The sequence below is a fragment of the Paenibacillus sp. 1A_MP2 genome (assembly GCF_052244825.1).
Taxonomy (GTDB): Bacteria; Bacillota; Bacilli; order Paenibacillales; family Paenibacillaceae; genus Paenibacillus; species Paenibacillus vandeheii.
Map to the genome: position 1 here is coordinate 86,084 of NZ_JBQQCS010000001.1, position 17,359 is coordinate 103,442.

Annotated in this window: 10 protein-coding genes and 4 pseudogenes; all 14 read right to left on the reverse strand. The window is 47.2% G+C overall.

The annotated features are described in order from the left end of the window. Positions 1–155: 155 nt before the first annotated feature. Positions 156–1,793 carry an extracellular solute-binding protein gene (locus ACTWJ7_RS00545; RefSeq protein ID WP_301881026.1) on the reverse strand — a complete coding sequence of 546 codons (1,638 nt, stop codon included), beginning with the start codon at positions 1,791–1,793 and terminating at the stop codon, positions 156–158. Positions 1,794–1,920: 127 nt separating this feature from the next. Further along, positions 1,921–2,816: pseudogene (locus tag ACTWJ7_RS00550) on the reverse strand (carbohydrate ABC transporter permease). A 27-nt stretch (positions 2,817–2,843) separates the two neighbouring features. Further along, positions 2,844–3,823, reverse strand: a pseudogene (locus ACTWJ7_RS00555) (ABC transporter permease). Between the two features lie 312 nt (positions 3,824–4,135). Next, positions 4,136–5,548, reverse strand: coding sequence for an alpha-L-fucosidase (locus ACTWJ7_RS00560; RefSeq protein ID WP_079344892.1), 1,413 nt, complete (start codon positions 5,546–5,548; stop codon positions 4,136–4,138). Positions 5,549–6,009: 461 nt separating this feature from the next. Beyond that, positions 6,010–7,067: pseudogene (locus ACTWJ7_RS00565) on the reverse strand (Gfo/Idh/MocA family protein). Positions 7,068–7,330: 263 nt separating this feature from the next. Beyond that, complete coding sequence (locus ACTWJ7_RS00570) at positions 7,331–8,197, reverse strand: sugar phosphate isomerase/epimerase family protein (RefSeq protein WP_301881029.1); 867 nt, start codon at positions 8,195–8,197, stop codon at positions 7,331–7,333. Positions 8,198–8,366: 169 nt separating this feature from the next. After that, positions 8,367–9,857, reverse strand: a complete 1,491-nt coding sequence (locus ACTWJ7_RS00575; RefSeq protein WP_079344896.1) for an alpha-L-fucosidase — start codon at positions 9,855–9,857, stop codon at positions 8,367–8,369. 77 nt (positions 9,858–9,934) lie between these two features. Continuing rightward, the gene (locus tag ACTWJ7_RS00580; RefSeq protein ID WP_161634233.1) at positions 9,935–10,105 is read right to left on the reverse strand and encodes a hypothetical protein; all 171 of its coding nucleotides are present in this window, start codon (positions 10,103–10,105) and stop codon (positions 9,935–9,937) included. A 184-nt stretch (positions 10,106–10,289) separates the two neighbouring features. Further along, the gene (locus ACTWJ7_RS00585) at positions 10,290–10,478 is read right to left on the reverse strand and encodes a hypothetical protein (RefSeq protein ID WP_024629467.1); all 189 of its coding nucleotides are present in this window, start codon (positions 10,476–10,478) and stop codon (positions 10,290–10,292) included. 101 nt (positions 10,479–10,579) lie between these two features. Continuing rightward, positions 10,580–13,365 (reverse strand): annotated as a pseudogene (locus ACTWJ7_RS00590) (glycoside hydrolase family 3 C-terminal domain-containing protein). Between the two features lie 220 nt (positions 13,366–13,585). Then, on the reverse strand, positions 13,586–14,674 hold the full coding sequence (locus tag ACTWJ7_RS00595) for a low temperature requirement protein A (protein WP_301881031.1): 1,089 nt from the start codon (positions 14,672–14,674) through the stop codon (positions 13,586–13,588). Positions 14,675–14,786: 112 nt separating this feature from the next. Next, positions 14,787–15,749 (reverse strand): ring-cleaving dioxygenase, encoded by a 963-nt coding sequence (locus ACTWJ7_RS00600; protein WP_079344902.1) that lies wholly within the window; start codon positions 15,747–15,749, stop codon positions 14,787–14,789. Between the two features lie 114 nt (positions 15,750–15,863). Continuing rightward, on the reverse strand, positions 15,864–16,106 hold the full coding sequence (locus ACTWJ7_RS00605; protein WP_301881196.1) for a DUF896 domain-containing protein: 243 nt from the start codon (positions 16,104–16,106) through the stop codon (positions 15,864–15,866). Between the two features lie 216 nt (positions 16,107–16,322). Beyond that, complete coding sequence (locus ACTWJ7_RS00610) at positions 16,323–17,354, reverse strand: SPFH domain-containing protein (protein ID WP_079344904.1); 1,032 nt, start codon at positions 17,352–17,354, stop codon at positions 16,323–16,325. Positions 17,355–17,359: the final 5 nt, after the last annotated feature.

The following is a 17,359-nucleotide window of genomic DNA, read 5'->3' on the forward strand; positions in this document are numbered from 1 at the left end:
TTTATGTGCATGATGACAACCACGCCAATCTGGTCGCTAATTTTCCATAAATATTCAGTAAATTATATCGGATGAAGTGGGGTTGTCAAAAGGAGAAGACCGTCCCGATTCCTGTGGTGACATCGGGACAGCCTCATTCATGAATCCATCAACCTTTATTGATTCTTCTCAATCGCACGCTGGTAAATCTCAAGGTAATTGCTGAGTCCCAGACCATCAAAGCCTTTCACGTACGCGTCCCATTCCTTATCAATGCTCTTGCTGCCGATAATGAATTGAGCCATATTGGTCATCACGTAATCCTTGACGGCCGTCGTGAGCTGGGCAGCAGTTTCTGTATCTTCAGGACGGATAAATACGTTCGCAGGATAGACCTCTTTGGGCGCATAAGGTTCATATACATTGGTTGCTTGTGCCAGGCGTGTACCGTAACCCTCCGCTTCCAACGGGTTCTGTCCTTCTGCAAACAGATTGCGGAACGTATTGGACAAGTCATGTGCTCCGATCTGTGACCAACTCTCGTTGACTACAACGTTCGGGTCACGCTCAGGCAGGTTATAGTAGCTGTATTTGGCCGGCTCGCCATTGATGTTTTTCTCATCGGCATCCGCCTTCTTCCAGCCTTTCCCCTCCGTTGGACCGTACTCTGCGTACAGGGCACCTTCTTCACTGAACATGTAATCTACAATCTTGATGGCAGCAATCTGCTGCGCTTCGGTCGCTTTGTTGGTGATGGCAAACTCAAACTCACCTACGCTCTGTGTAGCGCCTGTCGTCTGCACGCCATCCGGCCCTTTCAGCGGAGGTACGATGTCCCAGTGCTGGTGGCGGGTAATATCCTTGTCATACGTGTTCACGAGATAGCTGACCAGCGCTGTCGTTATAGAGCCGACCACTTCATCGCCTTCCTTGTTACCCAGCTGCCCGATCGCCTGATCGTTCTGCGTGAAGGAAGCCGGATCAATCAGGCCTTCTGCGTACAGCTTGTGCATGTACTCCAGCCCTTTTTTCCACTCTTCCTTGTTCCCTGCAAAATCAACCTTCCCATCCTTCACGATCAGATATTTATCGTTGTCATTATAGATAAAACTGTTCATGAGATAGGCATCGATATTGCCATTCCATACATATTTGTTCGGTGCACCCGTGAGCGGAATCTCATCGGCTTTGCCATTGCCATTCGGGTCCTGCTCTTTGAATGCCTTCAGTACCGTGTAGAGTTCATCGGTCGTGGTCGGCATTTTCAGACCCAGATTGTCGAGCCATTCGGTGTTAATCCAATATTTCTGAGCATACGTACAGTGATAACATTCATTGAAAATTGGCAGAGCGTAGATGTTCCCGTCAGGTGCAGTAATCGCTTCTTTAAAGTACGGCTTCTCCTCCATAATCTTGGTGAGATTCGGACCGTACTCCTTGATCAGATCCTGCAGCGGGAGGAACACGCCCTGTTTTCCGTAGGTTTGCAGGTCTGAGGTGGTGAACTTGCCATGGAGGAACACTTCGGGATAATCGCCACTCGCCAGCAGCAGCTGTCTGCGATCTTGCAAGGCGTCTGTCGGAGCCAAATCCCATTTCAGTGTTACATCGAACTTGTCTTCGATAAATTGGGTGAACTCATTTTCTTCCATGGATGCTTTACCTTGTGGGGCAAAGAAGGTCATCGTTACCGGGCCACCGCTCTCCCCGCTACCGTCGCTCCCTTTACCCGTCTCTGCGGATGAACCGCATGCGGACAACAAAGCCATCGAAGCAAAGACCAGAAACAACATCGAAATCCAAGATTTTTTCAATCTGACTCCTCCTTTTTGTTGAAAACGGCATAACCATCTGTTTACGCACTCGTGTTAAACCCGATCCCGGAAGCCGGAGTGTTCCCCACCTCCTTTCAAACGGCTTAGCGGGAGTAAATTGCAGAAATCATCCTTTGAGCGAGCCCACCATGACCCCTTTGACAAAGTGCTTCTGCACAAACGGATACATGATGAGAATCGGAATACTGGCGACTACGATTAGTGCGTATTTCAGTACCTGCTCGAACCCCTGATCCCGCAGCTGCTGGCTCGTATTGGCCAACATTGCCGGGTCGGCGGCGTTCAGAATCAGCAGATTGCGGAGCACATATTGCAGTGGGAACAACTTTTCGGAACGCAGATAGATCAGGGCATCAAAGTACGCATTCCAGTGACCCACCGCATACATCAGCGTCATGACCGCCAGAATCGGCTTTGATAACGGAAGAACGACGCTGATCAAATACCGAATATCTCGGCATCCGTCCATTTCTGCCGCCTCCCCCAGCTCTTCCGGGATGGAAGACTGGAAGAAGGTTCTCGCTACGATGACCTGGAACACTGCGAGCGCCCCTGGCAGCCACATCGCCCAGCGTGTATCCAGCAGATGGAGGTCCTTCATCAAGAGATAGGTTGGAATCAGACCGCCGTCAAAGAACATCGTGATCATCATGAAAATAATGATTGCCCCCGTCCATAAAATGACTTTCGTGACAACGGATAAGCGAGCATGACGGTCAGCGCCACGTTGATAAACGTACCTACAACGGTATAGATAATCGTATTGTAGAACCCGAGCATGAGCTGTTGGCTTTTGAAAATGGAGATATAGGCCTTGATGTTAAAGTCTACCGGGAACAGCCACACCTGACCGGATGTAACGGCACGGGAGGAGCTGAACGAAGAACTGATGATATACAAGAGTGGGTAAAACACCGTTAGCAGTATGGCGAACAGAAAGATATAGTTGAATGTCATGAAGATGCGGTCACCAAGCGGGTCCTTGATCCGGTTACGATTCATCAGGTTGAACATGGATGAGCTCCTCCTTTACCACAAGCTGTTCTGGGATACTTTGCGGGAAATGCCGTTGACGATAACGAGCAGGATCAGGTTGATAACGGAGTTGAACAATCCTACCGCCGAGGAGAAGCTGAAGTTTGCCCGATCAGACCAACCTTGTACACATACGTGGAGATGACTTCCGAAGCGCTCGTGTTGAGCGGATTCTGCATCAGATATATTTTTTCAAAGCCTACGCCCATAATGCTGCCCAAACTCAGAATTAGCATGATGACGGTGACCGGTACGAGCGTTGGAAGATCGATATGCCAAATTTTCCGAAGCCTTGAAGCACCGTCCATCTTTGCTGCCTCATAGAGGGATGGATCAACGCCAGCAAGTGCCGCGATATAAATAATCGATGAATAGCCCATGCCCTGCCACACGCCTGACCAGACATAGATAGATTTGAAGTATTCGGGAATACCCATAAAGTTGGTCATCGGGAAGCCCAGGAAAGTAAATAGCTTGTCTACAACACCCACATGAGGTGACAGCATCAGAATGATAATGGATACCATGACGACTGTTGAGATAAAATGCGGAGCGTACGTGACCATCTGGACGGTCTTTTTAAAGTAACCCGTACGGATTTCATTCAGTGCCAGCGCAAGCAGGATCGGAATGGGAAACCCGGCGAGTAACGAATAGAAGCTGATGCCAATCGTATTTTTGATCAGCAGCCAGAAATTTGGGGATTCAAAAAAGGCTTCAAAATGTTTCAGCCCAACCCATGGGCTGCCCCAGATTCCTTTGACGACACTGAAGTCTTTGAAGGCGATCTGTACCCCAACCATCGGAATGTACTTGAAGATCAACAGATACAATACAGGAGGCAGCACCAGGAGATAGAGCTCCCAATGCTTTTTGAGGCTTCTGATAAATGGATGCTGTCGCTTAGGTTCTGCGTAATTCCTTCCTTGCTGGAGCTCCACCGGTGCAGGTATGCTTTCCGTAGCTCGACTCATTCGCGTCACTCCTTCTACACCTTAAGTGTAATAATACATTACATTTACATCCCTTAAACATCCTTTTGTTTGATTCTTTTTCTGTATTGGCGCCAACCGTGTGAAGAATAATGTCAGGTAACGCTTTCTTGAATTGATAGTACCTTGAGCGGCGTTCTTTTATCAATTTGCAATTTTCCCCCACCTCTCCTTATTCCCAAAACCCTTGTCGTACAAGGGAAATCGCCCTTTATCTTATGTATATTGCAAAAATCCCTAAACAAAAAAAAGCCCGAAGGACTGTAAAAGTCCCTCGGGCTTGGAGTTGTAGATTTATTCGTTTGTGAACAATCTGAACGTCAGCGTGATAGGTGCTGCTTCCGTAACTGCTGCCTGCGGCAGCTCTACAACAAGTCCATCTTCTGTCCGTTGGAATGACAGCACATCATCTGTGCCAACGAGTTCAATTCGCTCCACCTTTTCCACATATGGAATGGTCACTTGTGATTCTACTGCCTCGTTTTCGTTTCTGTACAGACGGAAGGCATACGATACGTTCAGATCTTCCTTACGTGTGAAGGCCCACTTTCCTGTGAAGTATGGTCCGCAAATCCGCGTGCCATAGATGCCCTCCCCATGCGTACCGATCCACTCTCCGAGGGCTTTAATGCTTCGGACTGCGCCTTTCGGGAGACGTCCGTCCGGTTGCGGTCCCACATTCAGTGCCAGGTTACCACCCTTGGATACTACCTCAAGCAGAATATGCGCCAGTTGTCTTGCTGATTTATACTGATCATCATATCCAAACGCAAAGGAATTGCCCACCGTGATACAGCTCTCCCAAGGAATATTCATTGGGTGCTCTGGAATGGTTTGTTCCGGAGTTACGATATTCTCGTATGGTCCACCTACCGTGCGATCTGCTGCCAGCAGCCACGGCTGGGTTGTCCGACGTGCCCGCTCCACCACCTCGCCCAGACGGATATCCTGACCGTGGCGTCCTTCGCGCACCCAGCCTGCATCCAGCCACAGACATTCGATTCGTCCGTAGTTGGTCAGCAGCTCCATAATTTGCTCATGCGTGAACTCCACGAACTTTTCCCAGAGCCATGGATACGCTTTCGGATCATAGGATGGCCCACGCCACATATGGCTTCCCCGCTCCATGCCCGGTGTCCAGTAATACGGCGTATGCCAGTCTGCTTTGGAGAAATAAGCCGAGATGCCGAGTCCCTTGGCACGAAAAGCGTCAAAAAGCGCCCGGCAAATATCCGCATACTTATGGGTGTGAAAAGGGGTGTCCTTGCCCGTGATGCGATAATCGGTTGTATGTGTATCCCACATGCAAAAACCATCATGATGTTTAGTGGTGAACAGGAAATATTTGAACCCGTTATCAGCAGCCATCTGTGCCCATTCCTCAGGCTGAAAGCGAATGGGATTGAAGGTTTTGTTGAGATCAAAGTATTCCTGCTTGAAATGCTCCATGTCGTCAGTCCAGTCGATGTCATTGCGCGACCAATCGCCATCTTCGTCACTGAGCGCCCAGGACTCCACGAGTCCAAGCTGGGAATAAGGACCCCAGTGCATCATCAACCCCAGCTTCTGATCCTTGAACCACTCCAGCCGTTCAATGAGCAATGGGTCTTCAGGCTTCACCCATTCATCTTCCTTGCTAAAGTTGTGAACCCCGGCTTCGACGATCTGTTCTTCCTGTTCCAGCACCGTATCTTTGGTTTCGCTCATCCCGTTCATCTCCTTCGGATTGGATATCACACGTTGAAAAAGTAGCTTTACACAGGTCACTGCGCGGTCAAAACAATCTTCCGATCGCTGTTATCCCCGGATTTCTTTGATTTCACTTTATAAATGGTGGAAATCCGGGGATAAAGGCGAGCGCTCCGCTTCTCCAGATTTGTTCTGCCCTCTCCGTTATCGTGTAAATGTTTTGTTCAACTAAGAAGGACGTATTAAGCCCAGTCATTTCGATTGCAGTGCAATCTTCAGATTGGTTCTGCACTCTCCGTTTTGGCTTAAACGCTCAGTTCAACATGTAGAGAAATATAAGCCCTATCACTTCGATTGCAGTGCATTCTTCAGATAGATTCTGAACTTCGTTTTGGAACAATGGTTAGTTCAACAAGTAAAGACTTGTTAGACATCACTACTTCGAATGGCGTTGCGACTTTCGTATTACAACACCCTGTCTACAGTGAAATTTCGCGTCCTTCACGTGCTGACTCGTAGATGGCACAGAGAATTTTCATAATTTCAACGCCATCCTCAACGGGACTAAGCGTCTCTTTGCGTCCTTGGGTACTGTCGATAAAATGATTCACTTCGTTACGGAAAGAACCTGCGAAATCAAGGGATTTGAAATCCACCTGTGGCGTCATATTCAAAATGGTATCGAATTTCTCACCAATCAGTGAAATTTCCGGTTCCAGTTCAGCCCCACCTTTATGGCCATAGAGTCTGACCGAAGTTTCATCCTGTTTCGCGTGCAATGTGAAGCTTACATCCACCAGCAGGCTTGCCCCGTTCTCGAAACGAATCAACGCATTAGCCATATCCTCTACAGTGTTTTTGTTCGCATCATAGTCCGCAGCCTGGTAGAACGACAGATTACGGATATTGGCACGGTTACCCAATCGATTGGAAACATTCGCGGAGACGGTTTTGACCTTCGGTTTACCCATCAGGTACCAGGAGATATCAATAATATGCACACCAATATCGATCAACGGGCCGCCGCCAGAACGATCAACATCTGCAAACCAGCCTCCTGGATTACCCAGACGCCGCAGACAGGATGCCTTGGCATAATAGATCTCTCCCAGCTCGCCTTCATCAATGAACTTCTTCAGGATCTGCGCATTGTCGCTATAACGGCGTACAAAGCCAACCTGAAGCAGTTTTCCACTGCGGTGAACAGCTTTCTCCACCTCTAACGCATCTTCTACCGTCTGACAGAGCGGCTTTTCGCAGAGTACATTTTTCCCGCATCCAGAGCAGCAATGCTGATCTCGGCATGTGTATCATTCCAGGTACAGATGCTTACCGAATGAATTTCGGGCAATGCCAGGAGTTCCTTATAATCTGTGAATACATGAGTAGCGTTATATTTCTTCGCGGCTTCCTGGGCACGCGCTTCATTCAGATCGCATATGGCGTATATTTCAACTTCGGGATTACTGTCATACGCTTGCAAATGAAAATCGGATATTGATCCTGCACCGATAACGGCAATTTTAAGTTTGGACATGAATTTTTCCCTCCATAATCTGTTGAATGATGGTCATATCAGTTGATTCAAAACATATGATAATCGGCTTAACGTAACTACGGTGAATGTTTGGACTTTCGACCGCTGTTGTCTACAGATTTCTTGTATCAACCGCTCTCAGCGGTTGAAATCCGCAGACAAAGGCGGGCGCTACCGCTCCTACAGTTCCAAACTTCCCCTATGTTCTTTCAGCCCCCTACATATAAAAATTGATTCCACTTATATAGTAGTGCAGTCGCTGCTTATGCTTCCTCCCAGAAGCGGCGGACGTTATCCATCGCGATGCGGGATGCTGTTTTGCAATTTTCCATGCCTTCAAATTCAACAGAGATGTATCCGTCATAACCGGATTGCTTCAACACACGGAATACTTCCGGCATGTCGATGTCCCCGTGGCCCACAATCGCTCCGCGCAGGTAATTGCCGTGTGCGGTCTGGAACCAGCCCTCTCCGGGATTACGGTAAGAGGGTCTCCGATAGAAATCTTTGGCGTGCACCATGGATGCATAAGGAATGTTGTTTTTTACAGCGCTAACCGGGTCTTCATCCACACACAGGAAGTTACCGATATCCAGCGTTGTCTTAAAGTTTTCTCTCGCCGCCTCATGCACCAGCCGCCGGACTCGCTCACTGGACTGCACATAGTAACCGTGATTCTCCACACTTGTCGTAATACCGTGACTCGCTGCGTAGTCGGCAATTCGCTGACAGGCCTTTACCAGAACAGGCAGGTCTGCCTCAAACTGGGCGACCGTTCCTTCCTGTGCAGGACGAAATGCAACATCATGGCGCATTCTCGTAACGCCAAGTGCGGCAGCGACATCCACATGCTTCAGGACAGCAGCTATCTCATTTTCAAGTGCATCCGGCCCCTCTCCTGTAACGAAATTGGCACCAATTGCGTAATTGGAAATATCGATTCCCACTTCTCGTGCAGTCTCTCGAATCTGTTCAATTAATTCTGGCTGGTCGATCAGGCTGTACCCTATCGGGACAATCTCCACATGTTCTCCGCCCTGATCAGCGATGTAACGGATGGCGTCGGGGACAGTCAGTTCTTTGACATCGAGTGCTTGTTGCAGACTGTATGTGCTGAGTCCTACTTTCATATCTTCTCATCCTCTCCTGCTGGTGTGTGGCTCTACCTTACCTATACCTTTTTCCATAAGATCATACAATTCCCAATAATCGTTTGCTACTCTATTTTCCATGGGATGAATCCAAAATCGGCTAATCTACAAATGTTACGGCTTGACATCTTAGAAAAAGGGGAATTCTTCATATGTCAGAACTGCCTTTGTGCCCAACCTCCTGTTTGTTCAGATATACACCCAGTGAGGACAACGTTGGGTACCATCTGGATTCATGAATGGTCAGGCGAATGGTTTTGGCGGTGAAGGAATCGAAATGACAGATTCGTTTGTGACCAACAACCGTGCCGGAATAAAGCACCTGCCAATCACCACGCTCTCCCTTTGCCTCCAGCGTAAAACGCTCAATTCGCTGGCCCGAACGGTTATGTTCCATGAGAACGACACGGTTAAACAATCTTTTTTCCGGCAGTTCCACTTCCAGTGAAGCCAGCTCTGTCCCTTCAGGTGGACACCAGAACGTATCCGGTTCCTCACACAATACCTGAGAAGCCGCATGTTCTTCATCCATCGTCTCCGATGCCCGCATTTGCGCGCCTACAGCCAGACTTTGCCCATAAGTGCCTCGTAAAGCGTCTCCGAGCTGCTGCAGCCGCTCAGCATCCCGTTCGTGAATCAGGCCGCGTCGATCTGGCGGAAGATTAAGTAGAAAATTGGCGTTACCACCAACCGCTCCATCATAGATGCCGAGCAGTTCCTCCAGCGATTTAACCTGATCATCCTCGTTGGCATGATAGAACCACCCCGGCCGGATGGACGTATTCACTTCTGCTGGATACCAGATGAGCTTGCCCTCATGCTGCCGGATCACCTCCCGACTCCCCAAATCCGCATCCTGTGTATTAATTCTGCTGGCAAACTCGCCATCATCCACCTGCTGGGATTGCTCCTGAATCTTCTCGTTATCCTGCAAGTAGGCAGGTACAACGCTCCATTCCGAAGCCCGGGTATGACCTGCCTCATTACCGCACCAGCGAACATCCGGCCCACATACCGAGATTACAGCCTCTGGCTGCAGCTCCCGAATCAGTGCATAATAGGAATCCCAATCGTAGACCTGCCTTTTCCCATTCGGTCCCTCTCCGCATGCGCCATCGAACCACACGCAGAAAATTTCACCATATTGGGTTAACAGCTCACGCAACTGATTTTTGAAAAACTCGTTGTATCGCTCCGAATCTCCGTAGGATGCTTCGTGACGATCCCAAGGAGACAGATAGATGCCGAACTTCAACCCAGCTTCCCGGCAGGCATCGGCAACCTCTTTCACCAGATCACCCGCACCATTTCGCCAAGGGCTGGCGGCTACCGTATGATCCGTGTATTGGCTTGGCCATAAACAAAACCCATCGTGGTGCTTGCATGTGAGAATTAATCCTGTCATACCGGCAGACTTGCAAGCCTGAACCCATTGCTGGGCACTCAGATGAGAAGGGTTAAAGATAGCGGGATCTTCATTCCCCGTTCCCCACTCCTGATCTGTAAACGTATTCACAGTAAAATGAATAAATGCATAGAACTCCATCTCCTGCCATTTCAGCTGGCGTTCTGATGGCACGACCTGCGCTGCCGCCTTTACCCAATCGGTGGTATTCACTGGATTTTTTTCTCCTCTCATGCCGGTTCTCTCCCGCTCTCCGACAAATGCCACAAAGGACCGGCAGAGCAAAGTATCTCCAGCGGTCCTTAATATGTTCATCTGTCGTTGAAAGTCAGCTTCCTGAATGCAATTCGATCCCTATTCCATGAATACTCTCCCCATCTCAGCGGTACGGTCCACGACCCTTGCCGCCGTCCCAACACCCTGCTCGCCACATCCATTGCCTTTTCATGCTTGCCTGCAAACCATGCCGCCATAATCTTCATGAATGGGTCTCCTTTCGGAAAATGATGGGTGAGCCATTGGAATGGATCACTTGTTATTTTTGTTATCATAATAATGTTATTGTTTTATTCATAAACAGTCTAAGACGTTATGAATGAAACGTCAATACACAAAAAAGACACCCTACGGGTGCCTCTCTCTTGATCCATATCGAATATTATATGTTCATTTTCGCTTTGCCTTTGTCATTCGGTTAAACATAATCAGTGCAGCAATCAACATGGCAACAATTGCGATATTACTTGCTGCATCATGCGACATGCCGAACAGAACGCCCAGGTTGGTAACCAGGCCTCTGACAATTAGCGCAACCGCAATCAGTAGAATGGGGCTCCAAAAATTATATCTTCTCATCCTTCGCAACACTCCTGACCAGATTGTTCAGAAATTCCGGATCTCATAACACAATCATAACAGTCGTCATGTTCAGTTACAACAGATCAGACGATCCTGTGTTACACTTGTTTGAATTCGATCCAGTCGATCTGCAGACCCGGTTTGGTGAAGTCCAGCTTCAATTCGTATACGCCTGCTTCCAACTCCACTTTGACAAGTTTCTGTCTGATCCATTTACCCTCAGTACCGTTGGTTTGAATGGTCGTCATCAATTGATCATTGAGAATGACATTACATGCGCTTTGAGCCAGTTCCGGCTCAGGAGACATGATCTGTACAATAATCCGGTATTGACCTGATTCATCCACTTTCATGTAGACAGATTCGCCCACAGCTGGTTTGACCTGTGCATTGTCAGCCAGTACTTGTGCCTGTTCTGTGGAAAGTGATGCATTCGCTTGGAATGAAGCGACATTCTCTACAATCTCATGTTTTCTGGAGAAGACAGGTGCATTCATGATAAATTCACAAATATTCATGGCGGAGCGCTGAAGCTCTCCGCGTGTCAACGTCCCATTTTCCAGAGATTCGATTGTGTTGTCATCCCAGCCGTTAATTTCCGCACCATAGTTAGGTACAACCATGTACAGATCGTTTTGCGCGCGAACCATCCAATTGGTGTTTTTCCGATCTGCTGGTCCACCATCAACACCGTCGTTCATAATAGCCCACCAGTCAGTCATCACGATACCTTGGAAGCCCCACTCTCCACGAAGAATGGTCGTGTTCAGATCGTAGTTGGAGGCCGCCCAATGTCCATTAATCGGATTGTAGGAAGTCATGATCGAATTCGCACCGCCTTCTTTCACGGCAATTTCGAACCCTTTCAGATAGATCTCACGCAAAGCGCGTTCGGATACTACGGCATCCACTTTACTGCGATGTTTCTCCTGATTGTTGCAGGCGAAATGTTTCAGCGTAGCATTAGAGCCACCCTTCATGATTCCTTTCGTGCAAGCAGCAGCAAATACACCAGAAATTAGCGGATCTTCTGAAAAATACTCAAAGTTACGTCCATTCATCGGACTCCGGCGAATATTCAATCCAGGCCCGAGCAGTGCATCCACCTGATTTCTCAGCAATTCCTGGCCTTCCATCACATACAGCTCTTCGACGAGTTCTGCATTCCATGTTGCTGCCAGCAAAGTTCCAATAGAAACCTGTGTAGCTTTCTCCCGCTATCCATACGAATACCGGATGGGCCATCTGCAGTACATGCAACAGGGATTCCGTAATTAAACAGACTGTCACTCACGCCGCCAAATGCGGAAGCTGTGCCCGATGTAACGAGTGGGCTGCTCATACCTTCGCCTCGCACGATGGCTGCCAGATCCTGATCACTCAGTTGGGCAATAAAAGCTTCCAGGCTGACTTTGCCATCCTTCACATCTCTCAGCTTGTAGCCCTGATTGCTGGTTTGCTTCAGCGTTGGCGGCAGGCTTTGTTCAATCCGTTCAGCCATGGATATCTGGCGCGTTGGTACATCTGCAAAGATCAGCTCGTAAGACCCATCTTCTTTGCGAATACCTGGCTTCATTCTCGTAAAACTTTCAGTCGGTGCCATGGCCTCCTGAAGCTGTTCTACGAGTTGAATCGTTTCTACGACGTACCCATCTTGGCCATCAATGCTGACGTGTTCCACATTTTTGACACTGGTTCCCACGTACAAACGATATGTTCCTGCCTCAAGTACATATGCCGATGCATGTCCTGTTACGCCAGCATCATCATAAGAAGCCATGGAATCTACAGGGAAGCTCACAGTCAGGCGCTGAGACTCACCCGGCTGAAGCAGATTGGTTTTGCCGAATGCTACCAGGGCTTTCGCAGGTTTCCCCAATTGACCTTGTGGGGCTTCATAATAGATCTGCACCACTTCTTTACCAGAATAGGTTGTGCCCGTATTGGTTACGGTTACATTCACCTTAATGCTGTTTTCTCCATCTTGGGAGATCCATTTTGCGTCTTCAGCCTTGGTTGTGAACGTGGTATAGGACAAGCCATATCCGAATTCAAATTGTACTTTTTCAGGTCGAAACGTTTCGAAATAACGGTAGCCTACGTAGATATCTTCCTGATATAGGTTCTTGAACTCGTTGCCGTAATTGCTTGTTGATGGATAATCTTCGATAGAATATGCGATCGTATCCGTTAATTTCCCGCTTGGTGTAACGTCCCCTGCCAGCACATCAGCTATCGCATTACCACCCTCCATACCGCCATGCCACGAGTAAATGACACTTTGGATCGGATGAACGTAACTTTCATCATTCAACCAGCTCATGTCCATGATGTTCGAGACATTTAGTACCACGATCGTTTGTTCAAAATGATTCGTGACCTGCTTTAGCATCGCTTTCTCATCTTCCGTCAACCGATAGCTGCCTGGTGCATCCACGTTATCCTGATCTTCGCCTGCTGTACGTCCAATGACCACAATTGCTTTGCTGGATTTACTTCTGGCTTGGGATACCAATTCATCGGTCAAAGGCATTTCCTGCTGATTCCAAGGCTCTGCCGCCCATACTTTTCCACCATCATCGAACGGGTTTTCCTCAATCCATTTTCCATAGACAGCTGCCAATTCTTCATTGACCGTAAGACCTTTTTTGCTACGCAGACCGTCGAGCAAATTGGTTGTATACGCCACATGAACGCTGCCGCCCGACCCTGTTCCACTGCGATAATAGTTGACTTGAATCCGTCCAAACACTGAAACGTTTTCGTCTTTTTGAATCGGAAGAGCTTGTCCTTCGTTTTTCAAAAGCACTGCGCCTTCCGCAGCAACCGTACGGCTAAACTCTGCAAACCCTTCCAATGGAACTCCGATTTGATGTGTGCTCAATGATTTCCCTCCTGATTGTCATCTCCATCTCCACGAATCGCTATGTATATTCGTTAATCTGGTAGATTCACTTGTATCTAGTCTCATATTAACAGATTCTATAGTAGAAAATAAATCAGGTTAAACGTTTTTTCTCACAGTAGGCCTGATTTTGTAATTATCCAACTTAAAAAGCCACGAACGTAACCGTTCGTGACTTTTATTCTTGTCGACCCACGCATCAGGTCGTTAATTTGGCATAGACAAGGAAGAACACCATATTCTCTCCCACAATTGCATAGTTAGGTACCTGATAAACCAGATCAACAGCGATAAACGCAGCCATTATTCCCAGCATAAGCACCAAGTGACGCGGACGGAGCCGCAGATGAGCATGTCTGTATCGGTGGAACACCAAGGAAGTTGACATAAAATACAACAGAACCGAACCGAATACAAAAGCCAACATGAAACCGTAATTGAGTTTATCCAGATACAAAAGTTGAATGGAAGCGGCGATCATGCTCATGGATATATAGATGAACAGATGGCCATAGATAATGGCTTGCCCGGCGGTCTGAATCTCCTTACTGACTTTCTTCTCAACGTTATCAAAATACTGCCACCACATCGCAATCACGAATATGGATGTAAACGCGGCGAACAAAACAGATTGTACATCCCAGTGATCCATTTGCAGCACGGCAATGATACTGACGACCGATTCACCGAGCAGGATGAGTGTAAACAGAGCGAAACGTTCCAATAAATGATGGGTGTGTATCGGCACCTTCACCAGATTTTTGCGTCCAATCAGTGGAAGGATGATATCCACAGCAATTCCCACGTACAAAATCGCATATCGCAGCCATGAATCGAAGAACAGGGAACCTGTTGAGATCAATATGCCGATGATGAAGCATAAGCCCAGATAACGGGCAGCCTTTTGCTGATGTTCGCTTTTGGAATTATGAATCAACAAATATTGAATGGCTGTCAGTGCCCTCGAACCAATATAACCCGCAAAGAAGGGCAGATAATACTGGTCAAAATCAACCGAAAGGCTCGCCGTCATCACCAGAACGGAAAGGAGCTGAAGGATGAGAAATACGCGATGGATGAAGATATCCTGACCGTAACGGTTAATAAATAGAGTCTGACCGACCCATGCCCACCAGACAGGAATGAAAATCAATACGAATTTCATCAGATATTCAAACGAAATCACGCCGTGTTCGGCATGCAGCAGGACATGACCTGCTTTGGAGACCGCTGCTACAAAGAGCAAATCATAGAACAGCTCCAGCCAGGTAACCTTTTTCTCCATCATCCTTCAATGCTCCTTTAGTTGAACTTATATCAAAGTGATTAATTCTCTACAACTCGATCAATTGATTTACACAGGTTACTTCACAGTCAGGACTACTTAATGCTCAATGGGATCAACGCTCCACTACAGATGGCACAGGTTCCAGGTTTCTTACTTGAATGGGCTGCAAATTGCCTTCGATTTGGGCACGGTATGGCTCAAACCATTCGGGCAGCATGAGTTTCTGTCCAAGCGACTCCGCAGGCTCATCTTTCGCGAATCCAGGAGGATCGGTAGCAATTTCGAACAGGATTCCGCCAGCTTCTCTGAAATAGATTGCGTTAAAATATTGACGGTCCCGAACCGGGGTTGGTTGATAGCCATACTGTTGCACAGCTTCTCTCCACTGTTCATGCTCTGCAAAATCTTTGGCACGCCACGCAATATGATGGACCGTACCTGCTCCACCCATACCCAGAGGCATCCGAGTGACAGGAACATCAACGACATTACCGATATCACCGTTGGACCGGAAACGTACATATTCCTCGTCCTCATTCACTTTGGTGAATCCCAGTATTTTAGTCAGCGCATCCATCGTTCTCTGCGGATTGACGCTGAACAGTACTGCACCTCCAAATCCTTTGATGGCTTTATCCGCTGGAATGCCTTCATGCACCCAGGTGCTGGCTGCACCCTCCTCACGTTCAACAAGCTCAAGACGCAAGCCTTCGCTGTCTTCGAATTGCAGCAGCTCTTCGTTAAACCGATTTGTTTTGGTTACCTCAATGTTATACTGCTCCAGCCGATCCTGCCAGAAGCCAATAGTCCCAGACGGGATCACATATGAGGTAATACCGACCTGACCGCCACCAATTTTGCCTCGCGGTGATCCCGCTGATGGAAAGAATGTAATGATGGTGCCCGGACTGCCTTTCTCATCTCCAAAGTACAGATGGTACACGTCTGGTGCATCGAAGTTGATCGTTTTTTTCACAAGACGAAGTCCCAGAACTCCAGCATAAAAGTCGACATTGGTCTGCGGATCGCCCGCGAAAGCTGTAATATGGTGAATACCTGCTGTTTGAATTGTCATTATCATTTCCTCCTTGGTTTAACGAACATTTTGAATGGGAATGGTTATTTGATGATAGTCTGATATGCGCTTTATTATAATTATGTTCATTTATATTATCTTTAAATTAAGATATTAGATCGAACTGAGTCTGTTATTATTTTGTTGGGTTTGTTTCTGTTTCAGTTTATCCGGAGTAACGTCGTCGCCGTTCGGATCATAGATGGTTGCATTCAGCAGAATATCATTGATCGAACCACGAAAGGTTTGCAGATATTCCTGACGCAGACGAGTTTGTTCCACTTTCTCCATCTCCGTTAATCCTGCACCTTTGGCTTTTCTTGAAAGTTCATTAATTCTGGTCAATGTTGGGATCATCATCTGGATCTCTCCTCCTAAAGTGTATTTAAGATATTTGTAATCGGTTAGTCTTAGATGTAATTTATATTCAAATTAAATATCTTAATTTAAAGATAAATGATTTGCTATGAATTGTCAACTGTTTTATTCCGTTTAAAATAGAATGAAAAAAAGGGCCTACTCCACAGTATGCACCTTGCATCTTTGAGTAAGCCCTTCTTATATTTAGATGTATTAACCCAACTTCTGACCACAGTTTGGACAGAAATTGGCCCCTTCATTCTTTGCGCCACAGTTCGGACAGAAGTTCGGCTTTTTGTTATCCCCGGACGAAGAAGATGCACCTGCATCGCTGTTTTGATTTGCCGTAGACTTTTGATCCGAATTCTGATTCTGAGATGGGTTAGCATTATTGTTTTGATTCTGATTCATGTTCTTCATCATTTCATTCGCCATGTTCATGCCCATCATCATGCCCGCCATATCCGAAGCAGCGCCGCCACCCTTAACTTTACCGGATGAGATGCCGTCAGTCATGCTAACCTGCTGATACTTTTGTAAATTACCGATCATTTCATGTGAAGCCGTCTTCGTAATCATATCCTGGATTTCCTGCGGATAATTGAAGCTCATCACTTGGAAGCCTGTGATTCCGATCCCGATATCCATCATTTGCATATCCAGATCTTCCTGAATGCCTTTCGCAATATCTGAAGCATTCGCCTGCAGGTTGAACATGTCCTTGCCCTCACGACTAATCCACTTCATCAACAGCTGATCCAACACAGACGTAATTCGAATTTTGACATCCTCGACCAGATAACTTTGCTTAATACCCGCGATTTTATCGATCAGTGTGACATAGTCGCTTACTTTGAAATTAAACGTACCATTCGCACGAATCGGCATCCCGCCTGGAAGTTGAGGAGTCGGAATCAATACCGGACTTTGCGTACCCCACCGAACCGTAAACTCCTTCGTATTTACAAACAGCACCTCAACCCGCATGCCGCTGTTAAATCCGAATTTGAATCCTTTTAAGGTAGACAGAAACGGAATAATTTCGGAATCGATATTAAACGATCCTTCGTCCTCGAAAATCCCTTCCACCTTACCGTTATTCAGGAAGATCGCATCCTGTCCCGAACGGATAATCAGTTTACTTCCTTTCTTGATCTCACGGTTACTCCACTTCCAGAAAATCATATCATCTCTGAACTCTTCCCATTCCACCACATTCGAAAATTGATTTTTGAAAAATCCCATACTTG

Bases quoted from the DNA above. Each gene is read 5' to 3' on its own strand.
- ACTWJ7_RS00560 (WP_079344892.1), bottom strand. From the start codon at position 5,548: ATGAGCGAAACCAAAGATACGGTGCTGGAACAGGAAGAACAGATCGTC.
- ACTWJ7_RS00570 (WP_301881029.1), bottom strand. From the start codon at position 8,197: ATGAAAGTAGGACTCAGCACATACAGTCTGCAACAAGCACTCGATGTC.
- ACTWJ7_RS00575 (WP_079344896.1), bottom strand. From the start codon at position 9,857: ATGAGAGGAGAAAAAAATCCAGTGAATACCACCGATTGGGTAAAGGCG.
- ACTWJ7_RS00580 (WP_161634233.1), bottom strand. From the start codon at position 10,105: ATGAAGATTATGGCGGCATGGTTTGCAGGCAAGCATGAAAAGGCAATG.
- ACTWJ7_RS00585 (WP_024629467.1), bottom strand. From the start codon at position 10,478: ATGAGAAGATATAATTTTTGGAGCCCCATTCTACTGATTGCGGTTGCG.
- ACTWJ7_RS00595 (WP_301881031.1), bottom strand. From the start codon at position 14,674: ATGATGGAGAAAAAGGTTACCTGGCTGGAGCTGTTCTATGATTTGCTC.
- ACTWJ7_RS00600 (WP_079344902.1), bottom strand. From the start codon at position 15,749: ATGACAATTCAAACAGCAGGTATTCACCATATTACAGCTTTCGCGGGC.
- ACTWJ7_RS00605 (WP_301881196.1), bottom strand. From the start codon at position 16,106: ATGATCCCAACATTGACCAGAATTAATGAACTTTCAAGAAAAGCCAAA.
- ACTWJ7_RS00610 (WP_079344904.1), bottom strand. From the start codon at position 17,354: ATGGGATTTTTCAAAAATCAATTTTCGAATGTGGTGGAATGGGAAGAG.